At 65.8% G+C, this 14,948-nt stretch carries 14 protein-coding genes; 4 read left to right on the top strand and 10 right to left on the bottom strand.

All coding sequences use genetic code 11. The features are described 5' to 3' along the window. A partial coding sequence (locus tag ACFPU0_RS13895) for a hypothetical protein (protein WP_377693660.1) occupies positions 1-252 on the bottom strand: 252 nt, incomplete at its 3' end. 59 nt (positions 253-311) lie between these two features. Here ACFPU0_RS13895 and ltrA point away from each other — a divergent pair. Beyond that, complete coding sequence (gene ltrA / locus ACFPU0_RS13890; protein ID WP_377693659.1) at positions 312-1,607, top strand: group II intron reverse transcriptase/maturase; 1,296 nt, start codon at positions 312-314, stop codon at positions 1,605-1,607. A gap of 323 nt (positions 1,608-1,930) precedes the next feature. Further along, positions 1,931-2,803 (top strand): alpha/beta hydrolase, encoded by an 873-nt coding sequence (locus ACFPU0_RS13885; RefSeq protein WP_377693658.1) that lies wholly within the window; start codon positions 1,931-1,933, stop codon positions 2,801-2,803. Positions 2,804-2,987: 184 nt separating this feature from the next. Here the strand turns inward: ACFPU0_RS13885 and ACFPU0_RS13880 are convergent, their stop codons facing one another. From ACFPU0_RS13880 to antA, 9 genes are all read right to left on the bottom strand, one after another. Then, positions 2,988-4,241 carry an OprD family porin gene (locus tag ACFPU0_RS13880; protein WP_377693657.1) on the bottom strand — a complete coding sequence of 418 codons (1,254 nt, stop codon included), beginning with the start codon at positions 4,239-4,241 and terminating at the stop codon, positions 2,988-2,990. A 131-nt stretch (positions 4,242-4,372) separates the two neighbouring features. Beyond that, positions 4,373-5,062 (bottom strand): ABC transporter ATP-binding protein, encoded by a 690-nt coding sequence (locus ACFPU0_RS13875; protein ID WP_377693656.1) that lies wholly within the window; start codon positions 5,060-5,062, stop codon positions 4,373-4,375. Continuing rightward, positions 5,055-5,804, bottom strand: coding sequence for an ABC transporter ATP-binding protein (locus ACFPU0_RS13870; protein ID WP_377693655.1), 750 nt, complete (start codon positions 5,802-5,804; stop codon positions 5,055-5,057). Before ACFPU0_RS13870 ends, ACFPU0_RS13875 begins: the two co-directional genes overlap by 8 nt. Beyond that, entirely contained in the window at positions 5,801-6,832 is a 1,032-nt protein-coding gene (locus tag ACFPU0_RS13865) for a branched-chain amino acid ABC transporter permease (protein WP_377693654.1), read from the bottom strand. Before ACFPU0_RS13865 ends, ACFPU0_RS13870 begins: the two co-directional genes overlap by 4 nt. Positions 6,833-6,842: 10 nt before the next feature. Further along, positions 6,843-7,754, bottom strand: a complete 912-nt coding sequence (locus ACFPU0_RS13860) for a branched-chain amino acid ABC transporter permease (RefSeq protein WP_377693653.1) — start codon at positions 7,752-7,754, stop codon at positions 6,843-6,845. A gap of 61 nt (positions 7,755-7,815) precedes the next feature. Further along, complete coding sequence (locus ACFPU0_RS13855) at positions 7,816-8,979, bottom strand: ABC transporter substrate-binding protein (RefSeq protein WP_377693652.1); 1,164 nt, start codon at positions 8,977-8,979, stop codon at positions 7,816-7,818. A 247-nt stretch (positions 8,980-9,226) separates the two neighbouring features. Continuing rightward, complete coding sequence (antC, locus tag ACFPU0_RS13850; RefSeq protein WP_377693651.1) at positions 9,227-10,252, bottom strand: anthranilate 1,2-dioxygenase electron transfer component AntC; 1,026 nt, start codon at positions 10,250-10,252, stop codon at positions 9,227-9,229. 19 nt (positions 10,253-10,271) lie between these two features. After that, positions 10,272-10,763, bottom strand: a complete 492-nt coding sequence (antB, locus tag ACFPU0_RS13845) for an anthranilate 1,2-dioxygenase small subunit (protein WP_377693650.1) — start codon at positions 10,761-10,763, stop codon at positions 10,272-10,274. Next, positions 10,760-12,154 carry an anthranilate 1,2-dioxygenase large subunit gene (gene antA / locus ACFPU0_RS13840; RefSeq protein ID WP_377693649.1) on the bottom strand — a complete coding sequence of 465 codons (1,395 nt, stop codon included), beginning with the start codon at positions 12,152-12,154 and terminating at the stop codon, positions 10,760-10,762. Before antA ends, antB begins: the two co-directional genes overlap by 4 nt. Positions 12,155-12,895: 741 nt before the next feature. Here antA and ACFPU0_RS13835 point away from each other — a divergent pair. Both ACFPU0_RS13835 and ACFPU0_RS13830 read left to right on the top strand, forming a co-directional pair. Further along, the gene (locus ACFPU0_RS13835; protein ID WP_377693648.1) at positions 12,896-13,909 is read left to right on the top strand and encodes an AraC family transcriptional regulator; all 1,014 of its coding nucleotides are present in this window, start codon (positions 12,896-12,898) and stop codon (positions 13,907-13,909) included. Between the two features lie 296 nt (positions 13,910-14,205). After that, positions 14,206-14,943, top strand: a complete 738-nt coding sequence (locus ACFPU0_RS13830; protein ID WP_377693647.1) for a DUF899 domain-containing protein — start codon at positions 14,206-14,208, stop codon at positions 14,941-14,943. Positions 14,944-14,948 lie beyond the last annotated feature (5 nt).

Genomic DNA, 14,948 nt, shown 5'->3' with positions numbered 1-14,948 from the left:
AACCGGATACAAGGCGATGCCGACCAGGGCGAGCGGGCTAAAAGCCGCGAAGCTCTCGTGGTCAAGGGGCGGTGGCGTAGATCCGGCGGTTGTGCGGTGCAGGATTGCGTTCTTACCTGGGGAGATCTCGCCTTGTGCCTGAAAGGGCGACGGCACCAGCCGGAGCGAGAAGTCAGCCGAGGCCGTAGTAGTCGTTTTTTTCGACGAAGGGCCGAACGAGAGAGAGCGTCGTAGGCCATCTTGATGCGACATGACCGGAAGTCAGATGCCCGCCAAACGCGGGGCGGACGCAGACGAGGAACGGTGAAGCCGTGAATCGCTCCGTCAGCGACGAGGCATGGCGCCCGCAAGGTGATCCCGAAAGCGCAGGGCAAGGGTTGCTGCAACGCGCCCTTGCGAGAGGCAACCTGCAACGCGCGTGGAAACGAGTCAAGGCCAACAAAGGCGCGGCGGGCGTCGACGGTCTGGACATTGAGCAGACGGCCGAGCACCTGCTGACCGAGTGGGTCGGGATTCGCCATCGACTGTTGTCAGGGGTGTATCGACCCAGCCCGGTACGCCGCGTGGTGATTCCCAAACCCGGCGGTGGCGAACGCGAGCTGGGCATTCCGACGGTCACCGATCGCCTGATCCAGCAAGCGTTGTTGCAAGTCTTGCAGCCGCTCCTCGATCCCAGCTTCAGTGAGCACAGCTACGGTTTTCGTCCGGGTCGTAACGCCCACGGCGCGATCCTCGCGGCGCAGCGTTATGTCGCTTCCGGGCGGCGGATCGTGGTGGATGTGGACCTGGAGAAGTTCTTCGACCGGGTCGACCACGACATCCTGATTGATCGTTTGAGCAAACGGATTGCGGACCGCTCGGTGATCCGGTTGGTGCGGGCTTATCTGGATGCGGGAACGCTGAAGGCTGGCGTGGTCGAGAAAAGCCGCTGCGGGGCGCCACAAGGCGGCCCGCTGTCGCCGTTGCTGGCGAACGTGCTGCTGGACGAAGTGGATCGGGAGCTGGAGCGCCGAGGTCATTGCTTCGTGCGCTACGCCGACGACGCGAACGTCTACGTGCGTAGTCAAAAGGCGGGTGAACGGGTGATGGCTTTATTGAAGCGTCTGTATGGACGGCTGCACTTGAGCGTCAACGAGAGCAAGAGTGCGGTGGCCAGTGCGTTTGGCCGCAAGTTCCTCGGTTACGCCCTCTGGCTGGCCTCGAACGATGAGGTCCAACGCGGGGTGTCGATGAAGGCGCGGGCAACGCTCAAGCACCGGGTTAGGCAACTGACCCGCCGATCCGGCGGCTGCAGCCTTGCCGAGGTGGTCGGGACACTGCGCAGCTACCTCTTGGGATGGAAAGGGTATTTCGGGCTGGCCCAAACACCGCGAATCTGGCGCGAGCTGGACGAGTGGATACGCCGCCGTCTGCGGGCCCTTCACCTCAAGCACTGGCGTCGCGGCAAGACGACCTATCGGGAGCTGCTCCGTCTTGGAGCGACCTCGCGGGTGGCGCAATCGGTGGCAGCGCTGAGCCGCCGCTGGTGGCATAACAGCCTCTCTGCGGTGCACCGCGTGCTGACGATTGCGTACTTTGACCGTCTCGGCGTGCCACGCCTCTCCTAACCTCAATCTCTCGAACCGCCCGGTGCGGACCCGCATGCCGGGTGGTGTGGCAGGGGAGCGGCCTGTAAAGGCCGTCCCCTATGCCGATTTTTTTTTCGGGGCGCTGGAGTGAAACTCCTGTGGGGGCGAATTCATTCGCCAAGGGCAACGCAGTTGCCCCTGATGTTCCCCAGGCAGACCTTCGGCCTGCTTGGCGAATGAATTCGCCCCTACAAGGATCCTGCCGGCATCTCCCAACCTCCCGGATAACCATCCCCGACTATCCGGATTTCCCCACACCACCGGTTGCCGCCTAATCCACAAACAACCAACCGGAGGTGTCCATGAGCAGACCCCGCGACCCGGCCGACCTGGCCGCCTACTACGATGTGCAATACAACGCCCGCGCCAGCGTCGAGGATTTCGACCAGTACCCGCGCCTCTACCGCAACCTGAGCGACCAGGCCCACGCCAGCCTGCGTTGTTTCAGGGACGTGCCCTACGGGCCGGGGGCCGGCGAGCGGCTGGATATCTTCCCCGCCGCGCGGCCGGATGCGCCGGTGCTGCTGTTCATCCATGGCGGCTACTGGCGCGCCCTGTCCAAGGCCGACTCGGCGTTCATGGCGCCGGCACTGACGGCGGCCGGTGCCTGCGTGGTGGTACTGGACTACGACCTGGCACCCGCCGTGACCCTGGACCACATAGTCGACCAGACCCGCCGCGCCCTGGCCTGGCTGTACCGGCATGTGGCCGAGTTCGGTGGCGACCCTCAGCGCCTGTACGCCAGCGGCAGCTCGGCCGGCGGCCACCTGACCGGGATGCTCCTGGCCGGCGGCTGGCATGGGGACTACGGCGTGCCGGACAGCCTGTTGCGCGGCGCCCTGCCCATCAGCGGGTTGTTCGACCTGCACCCGCTGCTGGACACCCATATCAATGGCTGGATGGGCCTGGACGAGACGGCGGCGCGGCGCAACAGCCCGGCCTTCCATCTGCCGGCGCGGGGCGCCGAATTGGCGATCAGCTACGGGGCGCTGGAGACGGCGGAGTTCGCCCGCCAGAGCCACGAGTTCCTCGATGCCTGGACGGCCCATGGACTGCCCGGGCGCTTCGTCGAGGCGCCGGGCAAGAACCATTTCGATGTGGTGCTGGAGTTGGGGCAGCCGGGGACGCCGCTGTATGGGGCAGTGCTGGAATTGATGGAGTTGAATGCCAAATAGGGTCAGCGGCGGTGCGAATCTGTAGGGGCGAATTCATTCGCCAAGCAGGCCGCAGGCCTGCCCAAGATGGTCTGTTGGCGGCAGCTGCGCTGCCCTTGGCGAATGAATTCGCCCCTACAGGTGGAGCAGACAGTACCGCTGACCAGCCAAGGCGCTCGATGCGAGCGCCGCAGATCTGGTTGAGTCAGAACAATGCCAATGTGTAATTGAGGATCAGCCGGTTCTCGTCGATATCGGTGCGGTAGTTGGAGCGCGCGGTGACGTTGCGCACGCGCACGCCCAGGCCCTTGAGGGAGCCGCTCTGGATCACGTAGCCGATGTCCAGGTCGCGTTCCCAGTCCTCGCCTTCGAAGCCCAGGCCGGTATCGACGTTGTCGCCCTTGATGTAGCGCAGGGTGGTGGTCAGGCCGGGGATGCCGAGGGCGGCGAAGTCGTAGTCATGGCGCACCTGCCAGGAGCGCTCGTCCGCCGAGGCGAACTCGTAGGTGGGCACCTCGTTGCCCAGCGGGGTGATGTTGGCGAACACCTTGGGAAAGCCCTGGTCGCCGTAGATGGCCTGGTAGCCGACGAAGAAGGTGTGGCCGCCGCGCTTGGCCGAGAGCAGAGAATAGAAAGCCTGGTTGTCGATCTCGCCGATCAACTGCTTGCCGTCCTCGCTGGAGTCGAAGAGGCCGAGGTTGGCGCCCAGCACCCAGTTGCCCATCGGCTCGCTGTGCTTGAGGCCGAAGAAGCGCTGGTCGTAGATGTCCTCCAGCTGCGCGTACCAGGCACTCAGGGTGGTGCGGTTGGCGTTGAAGGCATAGTCGCCGCCGGCGTAGTTGAAGGCGTCCGCCGAGGCCTGGCGCTGCGGCAGGTGGCCGAGCATGGCCTGGATCCTGTCGTCGCCGGCCTCGTTGCGCAGGCTGGTGCTGTTCAGGTGGCCGGCCTGCAGGGTGAGGCCGGCGATTTCGCCGGAGGTGAGGCTGGCGCCCTGGTAGCTGGGCGGCAGCAGGCGGATATCGCTGAACACCAGCACCGGCAGGTTGGGTTGCAGCTCGCCGACTTTCAGCTCGGTCTTCGACACGCGCATCTTGCCGGCCACGCCCAGGCGGCTGTAGTCGTCGGCGGCCTCGCCGTCTTCCTGCACCGGCAGCAGGCCGGTGTTGACCCGGTCGGGGCTGCTGTCGAGCTTGATGCCGAGGGTGCCGATGGCGTCGATGCCGAAGCCAACCGGGCCGGGCGTGTAGCCGGACTTGAAGTTGAGGATGAAGCCCTGGGCCCATTCCTCGGCCCTGGACTGCTTGTTCGGGCCGACGATGTCGGAGAAGTCGCGGCTGAAGTAGTAGTTGCGTAGTTGCAGGGTGGCGGTGGAGTCCGCGATGAAGCCGGATTCGGCAGCCAGGGCGGAAAGGGGAAGGGTGCTCAAAAGGAGGGGTAACGCGCGGGTCTTGTAGTTCATCGCAAGGCTCTTCTTTTTCTGTTTTTTGGGCGCAACCGTCCGCCGCCGGCTTTTGCAGAGGTCGGCGGGAGGCAGGTTGCGTCGGGTCGTACGGCCCCTGGCAGATCAGGGGCCGGTCAAATGGGCGCTGCTCAGACGCCCAGGTAGCGCTGCGACAACTCCGGTGTCGCGGCCAGTTCGTCCGGCGTGCCCTGCCAGACCTGCCGGCCCTTCTCGATGATGTGGTGGCGGTCGACCACCCGCGCCATCTCCTTGAGGTTCTTGTCGATGACCAGGATGGTCTCGCCCTCGGCCTTGAGGCTGGCCAGGCAGTTCCAGATGGTCTCGCGGATCACCGGGGCGAGGCCCTCGGTGGCTTCGTCGAGGATCAGCAACTGCGGATTGGTCATCAGCGCGCGGCCCACCACCAGCATCTGCTGCTCTCCGCCGGAGAGGGTCTTGGACAGCTGCTCCTGGCGTTCTTCCAGCCGTGGGAACAGCGCGTAGATGCGCTTGAGGTCCCATTTGCCGCCCTTGGTCGCAGTGGCCAGCAGGTTTTCCTTCACGCTCAGACTGCCGAAGGCGCGGCGGCCTTCCGGCACCAGGCCGAGGCCGGCCTGGGCGATGCGGAAGGGCGTGGCGCCGCGCATCTCCCTGCCGTGGATGCGGATGCTCCCGGCGCAGGGCTTGAGCAGGCCCATGATGGATTTGACCGTGGTGGTCTTGCCCATGCCGTTGCGGCCGATCAGCGAGACTACCTGACCCTGTTCGATGCACAGGTGCATGTCGAACAGCACCTGGCTCAGGCCGTAGCCGGCCTGCAATCCACTGACTTCAAGCATGTTCTTCCCCCAGGTAGGCGGCGCGCACTTGCGCGTTGCCGCGGATTTCTTCGACGGTACCGGTGAGGATGGTCTGGCCGTAGACCAGCACGGTGATGCGGTCGGCCAGGGCGAACACGGCGTCCATGTCGTGCTCCACCAGCAGGATGGCGTAGCGCCCCTTGAGCGACTGCAGCAGCTCGGTCATGCGCGCGGACTCCTCCGCGCCCATGCCGGCCATGGGCTCGTCCAGCAGCAGCACCGAGGCTTCCTGGGCCAGCGCCAGGGCCAGCTCCAGCTGGCGGCGCTCGCCGTGGGACAGTTCGCTCACCAGGTCCTCTGCGCGCCGGCCGAGGCCGACCTGTTCCAGGTAGCCGCGTGCCGGGTCGAGCAGGCGGCGGTCGCGGGACAGCGGGTTCCACATGCCGAAGGTCCTGCCCTCGCGGGCGGCGATGGCCACGGCGACGTTCTCCAGCAGGCTGAAGTCCGGGTACAGCTGGCTGACCTGGAAGGAGCGCGCCAGGCCCAGGCGCGGCCGCTCATGGGCCGGCACGGCGGTGATGTCCTGGCCGGCGAAGAATATCTGCCCCTTGTCCGGGCGGATTTCCCCGGCGATCTGCGAGATCAGCGTGGACTTGCCGGCGCCGTTGGGGCCGATGATGGCGTGCAGCTCACCGGCGGCCAGTTCCAGGTTGGCGCCGTTGGTGGCCTTCACCGCGCCGAAGGCCTTCTCCAGGCCGCGGATGGACAGTTGCGCGCTCATGGGTGCACCTCGCGGGCGGTGGCGACTGGGGCGGGCTGGGAGGTGGACGGCGCGGCCCGCTTGCGCAGCTTCTGGCCGGCCATCAGCAGGCCGTGAATGCCCTGGCGGCCGAACAGCACCACCAGCAGCAGGAGCGGGCCGAAGATCAGCAGCCAGTGTTCCGTCCACAGGCTCAGCAGTTGTTCCAGGCCGAGGTAGACCGCCGCGCCCAGCACCGGGCCGAGCAGGGTGCCGACGCCGCCGAGGATGACCATCGCCATCAGCTCGCCGGACTTCTGCCAGGAGGCCATGTCGGGGCTGACGAACAGCGCGTAGTTGGCCCAGAGCACGCCGGCCAGGCCCGCGCCGAGGCCGGCGATGACGAAGGTGGTCAGGCGGTAGCGCAGCGGCTTGAGGCCGAGGCTGACGGTGCGCCGCTCGCTCTGCTTGAGGCCGCGCAGGACGAAGCCGAAGCGCGACCCTACCAGGCGCCGGCAGAACAGCAGCCAGGCCACCAGCAGGCCGACGCAGAGGTAATAGAACTGGTTGGCGTCGTTCAGGTCGAGGCCGGGCAGGGTGTTGCGCTCGTTCAGCAGGATGCCGTCGTCGCCGCCATAGAGGGACAGCGAGCCGAGGATGAAATAGAGCATCTGGCTGAAGGCCAGGGTGATCATGATGAACTGCACGCCGCTGGTGCGCAGCGACAGGTAGCCCATCACCAGGCCGAGCAGGGCGCAGCAGAGCAGGGCCAGCGGCCAGACCAGCAGCGCGCTGTTGCTGCCCTCCCAGCCCCACAGCGGCATGCCCTGGGAGGTATGGAAGGCGACTATGCCCACCACGTAGCCGCCGAGGCCGAAGAAGGTGGCATGGCCGAAGCTGACCAGGGCGCCATAGCCGATCAGGAGGTCCAGGCTGGCGGCGGCCATGCCGTAGATGGCCAGGCGGGTGAACAGGCTGACCAGGAAGGGTTCGTCGAGCAGTGCCGCCAGCAGCGGCATCAGCGCGAAGGTGGCCAGGCAGGCCAGGTCGATGATGATTCGACGGGACATGGGATTCTCCTCAGGCGCGGGCGGGCAGCAGGCCGCGCGGACGCACCAGCAGCACCAGGGCCATGACGATGTAGGCGCTGGCGGAAATCAGGCCGGCGGACAGCGCGCCGCTCACCTCGGCGGGCAGCAACTGGTCCAGCAGCGGCGGGATGTAGGCGCGGCCGAGGCTGTCGACCATGCCGATCAGCAGCGCGCCGACCAGGGCACCGCGTACCGAGCCGACGCCGCCGACGACGATGACCACGAAGGTGGTGATCAGCACCTTCTCGCCCATGCCGATCTCCACCGAGAGCAGCGGCGCGGCCATGAAGCCGGCCAGGCCGCAGAGCACGCAGCCGAAGACGAACACCAGGGTGTACAGGCGGGAGATGTTCACCCCCAGGGCGCCGACCATTTCGTGGTCGTCAGCGCCGGCGCGGATCAGCATCCCCAGGCGGGTGTGGTTGATCAGCAGCCACATGCCGAGGGCCACCAGCAGGCCGGCGCCGATGAACAGCAGGCGGCTCACCGGGTACATCAGGCCCGGCAGCACCTCGACGAAGGCGTTGTACCAGTCCGGCACGGGCATGGCCGGCGGGCTGCGGCCGAACAGCAGGGTGATCAGTTCGTTGGTGAAGAACACCACGGCGAGGGTGGCCAGCACCTGGTCCAGGTGATCGCGGTTGTAGAGCCGGCGGATGATCGCGGTCTCGATCAGCAGGCCATAGAGCGCGGCGCCGGCCAGCGCGGCCAGGCCGCCGAGCCAGAAGGAGCCGCTGGCGATGGCGGTGTAGGCGGCGCAGAAGGCGCCGACCATGTAGAAGGCGCCGTGGGCCAGGTTGATCACGCCCATGATGCCGAAGATCAGCGTCAGGCCGGAGGCGAGCAGAAACAGCAAGGCGCTGTACTGCAGGCCGTTGAGAAGTTGTTCGAGCAACAGCATGGCGAAGTCCTGCGGTGAAGGCCCGCCGGGGTTGCCGGCGGGCTGGCGGTTCAGCTGGGGATCAGAGCGGGCACTGGGCCGCGTAGCTGTCCACCTGGGCCTTGGCGATGGTCTTCACCGGCACTTCGACGAGCTTGCCGTCGGCGCCGGCCTGGACCTTGAGCAGGTGCCAGTCGATCACCGCGTGCTGGTTGCTGCCGAAGCGGAAGTCGCCACGCACCGAGTCGAAGCGCGCCTCGCGCAGGGCCGCGCGGAAGGCGTCGGCGTCGTCGAGGTTGCCGTTGGTGGCCTTGAGGGCGGAGCCGATCAGGCGCGCGGTGTCGTAGCCCTGGGCGGCGTACATGGTCGGCGCGCGGTTGTACTTCTCGGTGAAGGCCTTGACGAAGGCCTGGTTGGCCGGGTTGTCGGACTGCGGGTTCCAGCCGCTGACCACGTTGACGCCTTCGGCCACGTTGCCGGTGGCGGCGAGCATGCGCTCGTCCATGGAGAACACCGGCACCACCATCGGGATGCTCTTGGAAAGGCCCGAGCTGCCGTACTGCTTGGCGAAGTTGATGCCGCCGCCGCCCGGGTGGAACTGGAACACCGCGTCCGGGTTGAGCGAGCGGATGCGCGCCAGCTCCACGGAGAAGTCCAGCTGGTTGAGCTTGGTGTAGATCTCGGTGACCTCGCCCTTGAAGGTGCGCTTGAAGCCCGCCAGGGCGTCGCGGCCGGCCTGGTAGTTGGGCGCGAGGATGACCATCTTCCTGTAGCCCAGCTCGTTGGCGGCGACGCCGGCCATCTCGTGGGGCACGTCGTTCTGGTAGGAAGCGGAGAAGTAGTTCGGCTTGCACTGGGCGCCGGCCAGGTTGGAGGGGGCGGCGTTGGTGCTGATGTAGAAGCTGTCGCCCTTGGTGGCGCCGTTGACCACGGCGGCGAGGACGTTGGAGAACATCACGCCGGTGTAGAGGGAGATGCCGTCCAGGCTCATGCGGTCGATGATCTGCTTGCCCTTGGCGGGCTGCAGACCGTCGTCCTCCACCACCAGTTCCACCGGTACGCCGCCGAGCTTGCCGCCTTCCTGGTCCATGGCCAGGCGGAAGGCGTCGCGGGCGTCCTCGCCGAGGTAGCCGGCGGGAGTGGAGAGGGTGGTGATGAAGCCTATGCGCACAGGGTCCTGTGCCAGGGCGGGGAGGGAAGAGGCCAGTGCGGCCCCGAGCATCGCAAGGTTCAGGGTCTTTTTCATTGTTACCGCCTTGGTTGCGCAGTGCCGTGCGTGACCCGGCCTGCTTAGTTGTTGTTTGGGCAGTTTTGAAGCGGGTGGAGCTGTCGTTAGTTGTTGTGGGGCGGAGGCTTCGTAGATCCGTAGGATGGGTAGAGCGAGAGCGGAGCGAAACCCATGCTGGCCGGTGTCCGGGCAATGAATCCGAGTACACCTGAGGTCGCGAATTGATGGGTATCGCTCCGCTCCACCCATCCTACGAAGAGCCCGCTCAGGTATTGCTTTCGGTGAACTTCTCGAAATACAGGTGGCCGTTGTCGATGGCGTTTTCGGCGAGCCAGGTCTTCACCGAGTCCACCATCGGCGGCGGGCCGCAGAGGTACATGTCGAAGGGCGCCTCGCGCAGGGCGGCGGCGTCGAAGTGTTCCGGCACGTAGCCGCGCTTGCCGTCCCAGTCCTGGCCTTCGTCGCTGATCACCGGGGTGAAGCTGAAGCCCGGGATGCGCTCGCAATAGCCCTGGATGCGCGGGAGTTCGCATAGATCGGCCACCTGGCGCACGCCGTAGTACAGGTGCACCGGCTGGCCGCAGCCGCCGCGCTCGGCGATCTCGTCGAGCATGCCGAGGAAGGCCGAGAGGCCGGTGCCGCCGGCCACCAGCAGCAGCGGCTTCTCGATGTGGCGCATGTAGAAGGCGCCCAGCGGGGCCTCGAAGCGGATCTCGTCGCCCACCTTGCAGCGTTCGCGGATGTAGTTGCTCATCACCCCGTCCGGCAGCAGGCGGATGAGGAACTGCAGCTTGTTCCCGGCGTTCGGCCGGTTGGCGAAGGAGTAGGAGCGCTTCGCCTCGGTGCCCGGCACCGAAAGGCGCGCGTACTGGCCCGGCAGGAAGTCCAGCTGCTGGCCGTCGACGCCGGCATCCAGGTGGAGGATGGCGGTGGTCGGCGAGACCTGCTCGACGTGGGTGACGATGCCGCGCTCCTGCACCGTCCTCGACGCGCCGCAGAGCGAGGAGTCGAAGTCGAAGTAGAAGGAGGCGTCGGACTGCACGCGGGTCTGGCAGGTGAGCATCTTGCGCTGTTCCAGATCCTTGGCCGACAGCGCCTCGTCATCCACGTAGTCCATTTCGTAACTGCCGGATTCGCAGCGGCCCATGCAGGTGCCGCAGACGCCCTCGCGGCAGTCCAGCGGGATGTTGATGCCGTTGCGCAGGGCGGCGTCGAGGAGGATCTCGTTGCCGTGCACGGGGAAGAACAGGGTTTTGCCGTCGGCAAAACTGAAAGCGACCTTGTGGTTCATGGCGCGTACTTCCGGTGGATCAGAGGTGGTAGAAATCGAGCACCGAGTTGATGGTGTCGTTGAGCAGCAGCATGTGCTTGCGGGTGATCTTCCAGCTCTCGCCCACGGGCTTGAGGTGGTAGGTCGCATGGCCGAAGAACTGCTCGCTCTGGCCCAGCCGGTAGTAGAGGGTCTGCCAGTTGGCCTTCACCTCCAGTTGCCCGTCCCCGCGTTCGGCGATGCGAACGTTGCTGATCTGGTGCAGGGTGCGCGGCATCGGGATGGTCGAGGCGGCCTTGCCGGTGCGGATGCGGAACACGCGGTCTTCCAGGCCCGAGCGGTTGCTGTAGTAGATCAGCGACATGCCGCGCTTCGGGTCCGTGGTGTATTCGTGCTCCGATTCCCACTGCGGCAGGTGGTATTCGCACTGCTCGTCGAACAGGTCCAGGTAGGCATCCCAGTCCTGGGCGTCGCACAGCTCGGACTTGCGGTAGAGGAATTGCTCGATCTGGTATTGCAGCTGCTGGTTCATGCCTGCACCTCCTGCAGTTTCAGGGCTTTCTGCTCCAGGCCCTGGAGGAGGAACCGCTGCCAGTTGGCGTGCTGGTTCACGTAGAGGCCTTCATGGGTGAATTCGGTGCCGGTCATCACCGGGGCGATGCCCAGGGTCTGGCTGTTCGGGGTGGTGCCGGTGACCCACTTGCCGTAGCCGCGGGAGATGTCGCTCCAGCGCTCCATGCGGCCCTGGAAGCCACGCTGCTGTTCGCGGAACTCCACCAGGTCGTCGGGGGTGCCCATGCCGGAGACGTTGAAGAAGTCCTCGAACTGGCGGATGCGGCTCTCGCGGTCGGCGTCGGACTCGCCCTTGACGCCGATGCACTGGCTGATGATCTCGGTCTTGTTCCAGGCCACCGGGCGCACGATGCGCAGCTGGGAGCTGATCTGGTCCATGAAGAACAGGCTGGGGTAGATGTTCAGGTTGCGCAGGCGGTGCATCATCCACTCTGCCTTGGCCTGGCCGAACTCCTCCACCAGGCGCGGCATCACGGTGGCGTAGCCGGGGCGCACGGTGGGGTTGGGCATGTCGCTGAACAGCACGCTATGGCCGTTGTGGAAGGAGAACCAGCCATCGTCGGTCGCGGCGTCGCCGGCGCCCAGCTTGCTGTAGTCGAGGGTGCTGCTGGCGCCGCCGTTCTGGGCATTGACCTGCTGGCGGTGCTGCACGGTGGCGACATAGTTGTAGTGCACGGTGCTGACGTGATAACCGTCCAGGCCGTTCTCGTTCTGCAGCTTCCAGTTGCCGTCGTAGGTGTAGGTGGACTTGCCGGGCAGGACTTCCAGCTCGCCGGTGGGCGACTGGGCCACCATCATGTCGAAGAACACCTTGGCGTCGCCGAGGAAGTCTTCCAGGCTGTCGGTACCCGCGACGTCGAGGCTGATGAAGACGAAGCCCTTGTAGCTTTCGATGCGGGCCTTCTTCAGGCCTCGGGTGGCCTTGTCGAAGCCTTCCGGGTATTCGCCCGGCGCCTTGACCTTCACCAGTCGGCCATCGCTCTTGTAGCACCAGGCGTGGAAGGGGCAGGTGAAGGTGGACTGGTTGCCCTTGCCGACGCGGGTGAGGGTGGCGCCGCGGTGCTGGCAGGCGTTGATCAGGGCGTGCAGTTCGCCATTGCCGTCGCGGGTGATGATCATCGGCTGGCGGCCGGCGCGCATGGTCATGAAGTCATGCTTGTTGGGGATTTCGCTCTCGTGGCAGGCGTAGATCCAGTTCTTCTCGAAGATCAGTTCCATCTCCAGGTCGAACAGTTCCGGTTCGGTGAACATGTCCCGGGCAATGCGGTACACGCCTTCGGCCGGACGGAAGTCCAGGCAGCCGCTGACGTATTCTCTCCACTGCGCAACGCTTTTATTCGAAGTATTCATGGGTGGCACCTTCCACATCGGGCGAAACAGTGGGGCCATTAGAAGGAGCCGGGGCAGATGCGGTCTATCCGCTTAGTTGGTGAAGCCGCGCCGTAAATTTTGCGTCTCGATTCGAGCCCGGAAGTCTTGGGAGGCGGCGTTTTCAAGGGCTCCGGCGGGGGCGCAAATAGTGGATAGCTTTTGCCCATGAAGCGGATGGCGGCAGGTGCGGTGACGGGGCTTGAATCCGTCATCGGGGGCGCTTGGGGGCGCAAAGGTAACGGCCAGGCCGCTTCGGTAGCGCCGGAGTAACGCCCTGAGCCGGAATCTGCTGGTGGCTAGCCGATTCGTCCCCTGGGCGCTATCCGAAAAGTTGACGAAGGCTATCCGTTGCCTCTGTGCGGGTAACCCTTGGCCTGCGCGGGCTTCCCAAACCGGGTAACACCGGGGCCTTTCGCCGGGCCTCCGGCGCGCTGCCGGGTTGCACCGGGCGCGCATGGTGCTTGACGCACCGAATGGCCGCGATCATTGCCCCAGGGCGTAGCGGCAGGGCCCTGGGATGAGGTTTCCGGACGAACCCCATCCTTCTTTGGAGTGACCCGTTTGGGCGGTCGAGAAACTGTCCTGTCCGAAAAGTCGGCCAATGCTATCCTCGTTTTCTGATTCGCGATGGATCGCCACGGCGTGGCATGGAGCTTGCGTGCTTCAGGTCGACGCGCCGCAAGAGCGCGCATGTCCAATTGCCGTGTTGGGTGCCGCGTGATGAGTACGAAGAACCATCCTCATTTTCGAGACATTTCCGCCGATCGTTATGATCTGGTCGGGGCCCGTTCCTGGATGTCCAACATCTGCGGGCCTCACCTGCTCAAGGTGCCCAGGCCCGAGCGCATCCAGTTTCATCACAGCGGCAATGTGCTGCCCTCCATGTCCACCACACTGGGTCATGTCGAGTACGGCACCGACGTCACCATAGGCGTCGGCGACGAGCTGAACCTCAACTGCTACAGCCTCAGCCTGCCGCTTTCCGGCGAGCAGGAACTGGCCAAGGCCGGGCGCCTGCTGCGCTCGGACCGCGACTGGGGGCTGATCGTCTCGCCCCACGAGCACCAGGAGCTGACCATCGCCGGCGACTGCCACAAGCTGCAGGTCGCCATCCCCCGCGCGGCCATGCAGCAGACCCTGGAGGACCTGCTGCAGCGCACGGTGGACGCTCCACTGTGCTTCCAGCCGGAGATGGATGCGGTGGAAGGCGCTTCCGCTTCCTGGTGGCGCATGGCCCGGCACCTGGTGGACGAGCTGGAGCGCAGCCGCGATCTCTACGGCCAGCTGTACTTCACCCGGGACCTGGAAAGCGCGCTGATCAAGGGGCTGATCCTCGCCCAGCCGAACAACTACTCCGAAGAGTTGCGCGAGCGCCTGGAGATCAAGCTGCCCCATTACCTGGTGCGGGCCCGCGAGTTCATCCATGCCCATGCCCGCGAGGAGATCTGCCTGGAGGACATCGAACGCGCCGCCGGGATCTCGCGCTTCAAGCTGTTCGAGGGCTTCAAGCGCTACTTCGGCCAGTCGCCGATGGCCTACCTGAAGAAGCACCGCCTGACCGCGGTGCGCCAGGAGCTCCTGGAAGATCGCTGCGCGCGTAACATCTCGGTGATCGCCATGGCCTGGGGCTTCAACCACCTCGGCCGTTTCGCCAGCGAGTACCGCAAGCTCTTCGACGAGACGCCGAGCATGACCATCCAGCGCCTGGAGGCACGGCGCGGGCGGTCGCTCTGACGGGGCAGGCCTGCCTGGCGAGTGAAGTCGGTCCGCCCGTCAGGTCGGGTGCCCCTGCGGCTCTCTTGCAGGGGCGAATTCATTCGCCAAGGGCAGCGAAGCTGCCCCAGTGGTACGGCCCTGCAATACCCGTAGATAGGCCATCAGATCGGCTGGGGAGGCATGGCTTGCGGCCAGCATAGACAGGGGTGTTTCAGGGCACGGCGGGATTAGTGCGAAACGATCGAAGGAATTGTCGATCCCTCGCGCGGTCGCTCGACTAGGAGATGAGCGTTTCCGCCAAGAGGAGAAACCCCATGAACATCGACAATCACCCGGTGGTATCCCGCGAGCAATGGTTAGAGGCGCGGGAGGCGCACCTGCGCAGGGAGAAGGAATTCACCCGCGAGCGCGACCGGCTCAGCGCCGAGCGCCGGGCCTTGCCCTGGGTGCGCATCGACACGCCGTACTTCTTCGACGGGCCGAGCGGGCGCGAAAGCCTGGCCGACCTGTTCGACGGGCGCAGCACCCTGGTCATCTACCACTTCATGTTCGGCCCCGGCTGGGAGGAGGGCTGCCCCGGCTGCTCCTTCCTCGCCGACCATATCGACGGCCCCAACCAGCACCTCAAGCACCATGACGTGACCCTGCTGTGCGTGTCCCGGGCGCCCTGGCAGGAGTTCCAGGCCTTTCGCAAGCGCATGGGCTGGAAGTTCAAGTGGGTGTCGTCCCATGGCAGCAGCTTCAACTTCGACTTCGGCGTGGCCGCCCGCCCCGAGGACATCGCCGCCGGCACCGCCAGCTACAACTACGGCACCACAAAGGACCCGGGCGAGGACATGCCGGGCCTCAGCGTCTTCTACCGCAATGAGGCGGGGGAGATTTTCCACACCTATTCCACCTATGCCCGTGGCCTGGACCTGCTGGTGGGTGCCTACAACTTCCTCGACCTGCTGCCCAAGGGGCGGGACGAGCAGGAGATCATGGACTGGATGACCTACCACGACCGCTACGAGGACGAGCCGGCGAAGGCGCACGGCTGCTGCGCGGAGTGACGCGC

This window comes from Pseudomonas sp. GCM10022186, assembly GCF_042656385.1.
Taxonomy (GTDB): Bacteria; Pseudomonadota; Gammaproteobacteria; order Pseudomonadales; family Pseudomonadaceae; genus Metapseudomonas.
Note: the sequence above shows the minus strand (reverse complement) of the source record. Positions and strands in the feature narration are given on the sequence as shown.

What these genes read in the sequence shown, in the direction of transcription:
- ACFPU0_RS13835 (WP_377693648.1), top strand. Translation starts at nt 12,896, where the DNA reads ATGAGTACGAAGAACCATCCTCATTTTCGAGACATTTCCGCCGATCGT.
- antC (WP_377693651.1), bottom strand. Translation starts at nt 10,252, where the DNA reads ATGAACCACAAGGTCGCTTTCAGTTTTGCCGACGGCAAAACCCTGTTC.
- ACFPU0_RS13870 (WP_377693655.1), bottom strand. Translation starts at nt 5,804, where the DNA reads ATGAGCGCGCAACTGTCCATCCGCGGCCTGGAGAAGGCCTTCGGCGCG.
- ACFPU0_RS13830 (WP_377693647.1), top strand. Translation starts at nt 14,206, where the DNA reads ATGAACATCGACAATCACCCGGTGGTATCCCGCGAGCAATGGTTAGAG.
- ACFPU0_RS13880 (WP_377693657.1), bottom strand. Translation starts at nt 4,241, where the DNA reads ATGAACTACAAGACCCGCGCGTTACCCCTCCTTTTGAGCACCCTTCCC.
- ACFPU0_RS13855 (WP_377693652.1), bottom strand. Translation starts at nt 8,979, where the DNA reads ATGAAAAAGACCCTGAACCTTGCGATGCTCGGGGCCGCACTGGCCTCT.
- ACFPU0_RS13875 (WP_377693656.1), bottom strand. Translation starts at nt 5,062, where the DNA reads ATGCTTGAAGTCAGTGGATTGCAGGCCGGCTACGGCCTGAGCCAGGTG.
- ACFPU0_RS13865 (WP_377693654.1), bottom strand. Translation starts at nt 6,832, where the DNA reads ATGTCCCGTCGAATCATCATCGACCTGGCCTGCCTGGCCACCTTCGCG.
- ACFPU0_RS13885 (WP_377693658.1), top strand. Translation starts at nt 1,931, where the DNA reads ATGAGCAGACCCCGCGACCCGGCCGACCTGGCCGCCTACTACGATGTG.
- antB (WP_377693650.1), bottom strand. Translation starts at nt 10,763, where the DNA reads ATGAACCAGCAGCTGCAATACCAGATCGAGCAATTCCTCTACCGCAAG.
- antA (WP_377693649.1), bottom strand. Translation starts at nt 12,154, where the DNA reads ATGAATACTTCGAATAAAAGCGTTGCGCAGTGGAGAGAATACGTCAGC.
- ACFPU0_RS13860 (WP_377693653.1), bottom strand. Translation starts at nt 7,754, where the DNA reads ATGCTGTTGCTCGAACAACTTCTCAACGGCCTGCAGTACAGCGCCTTG.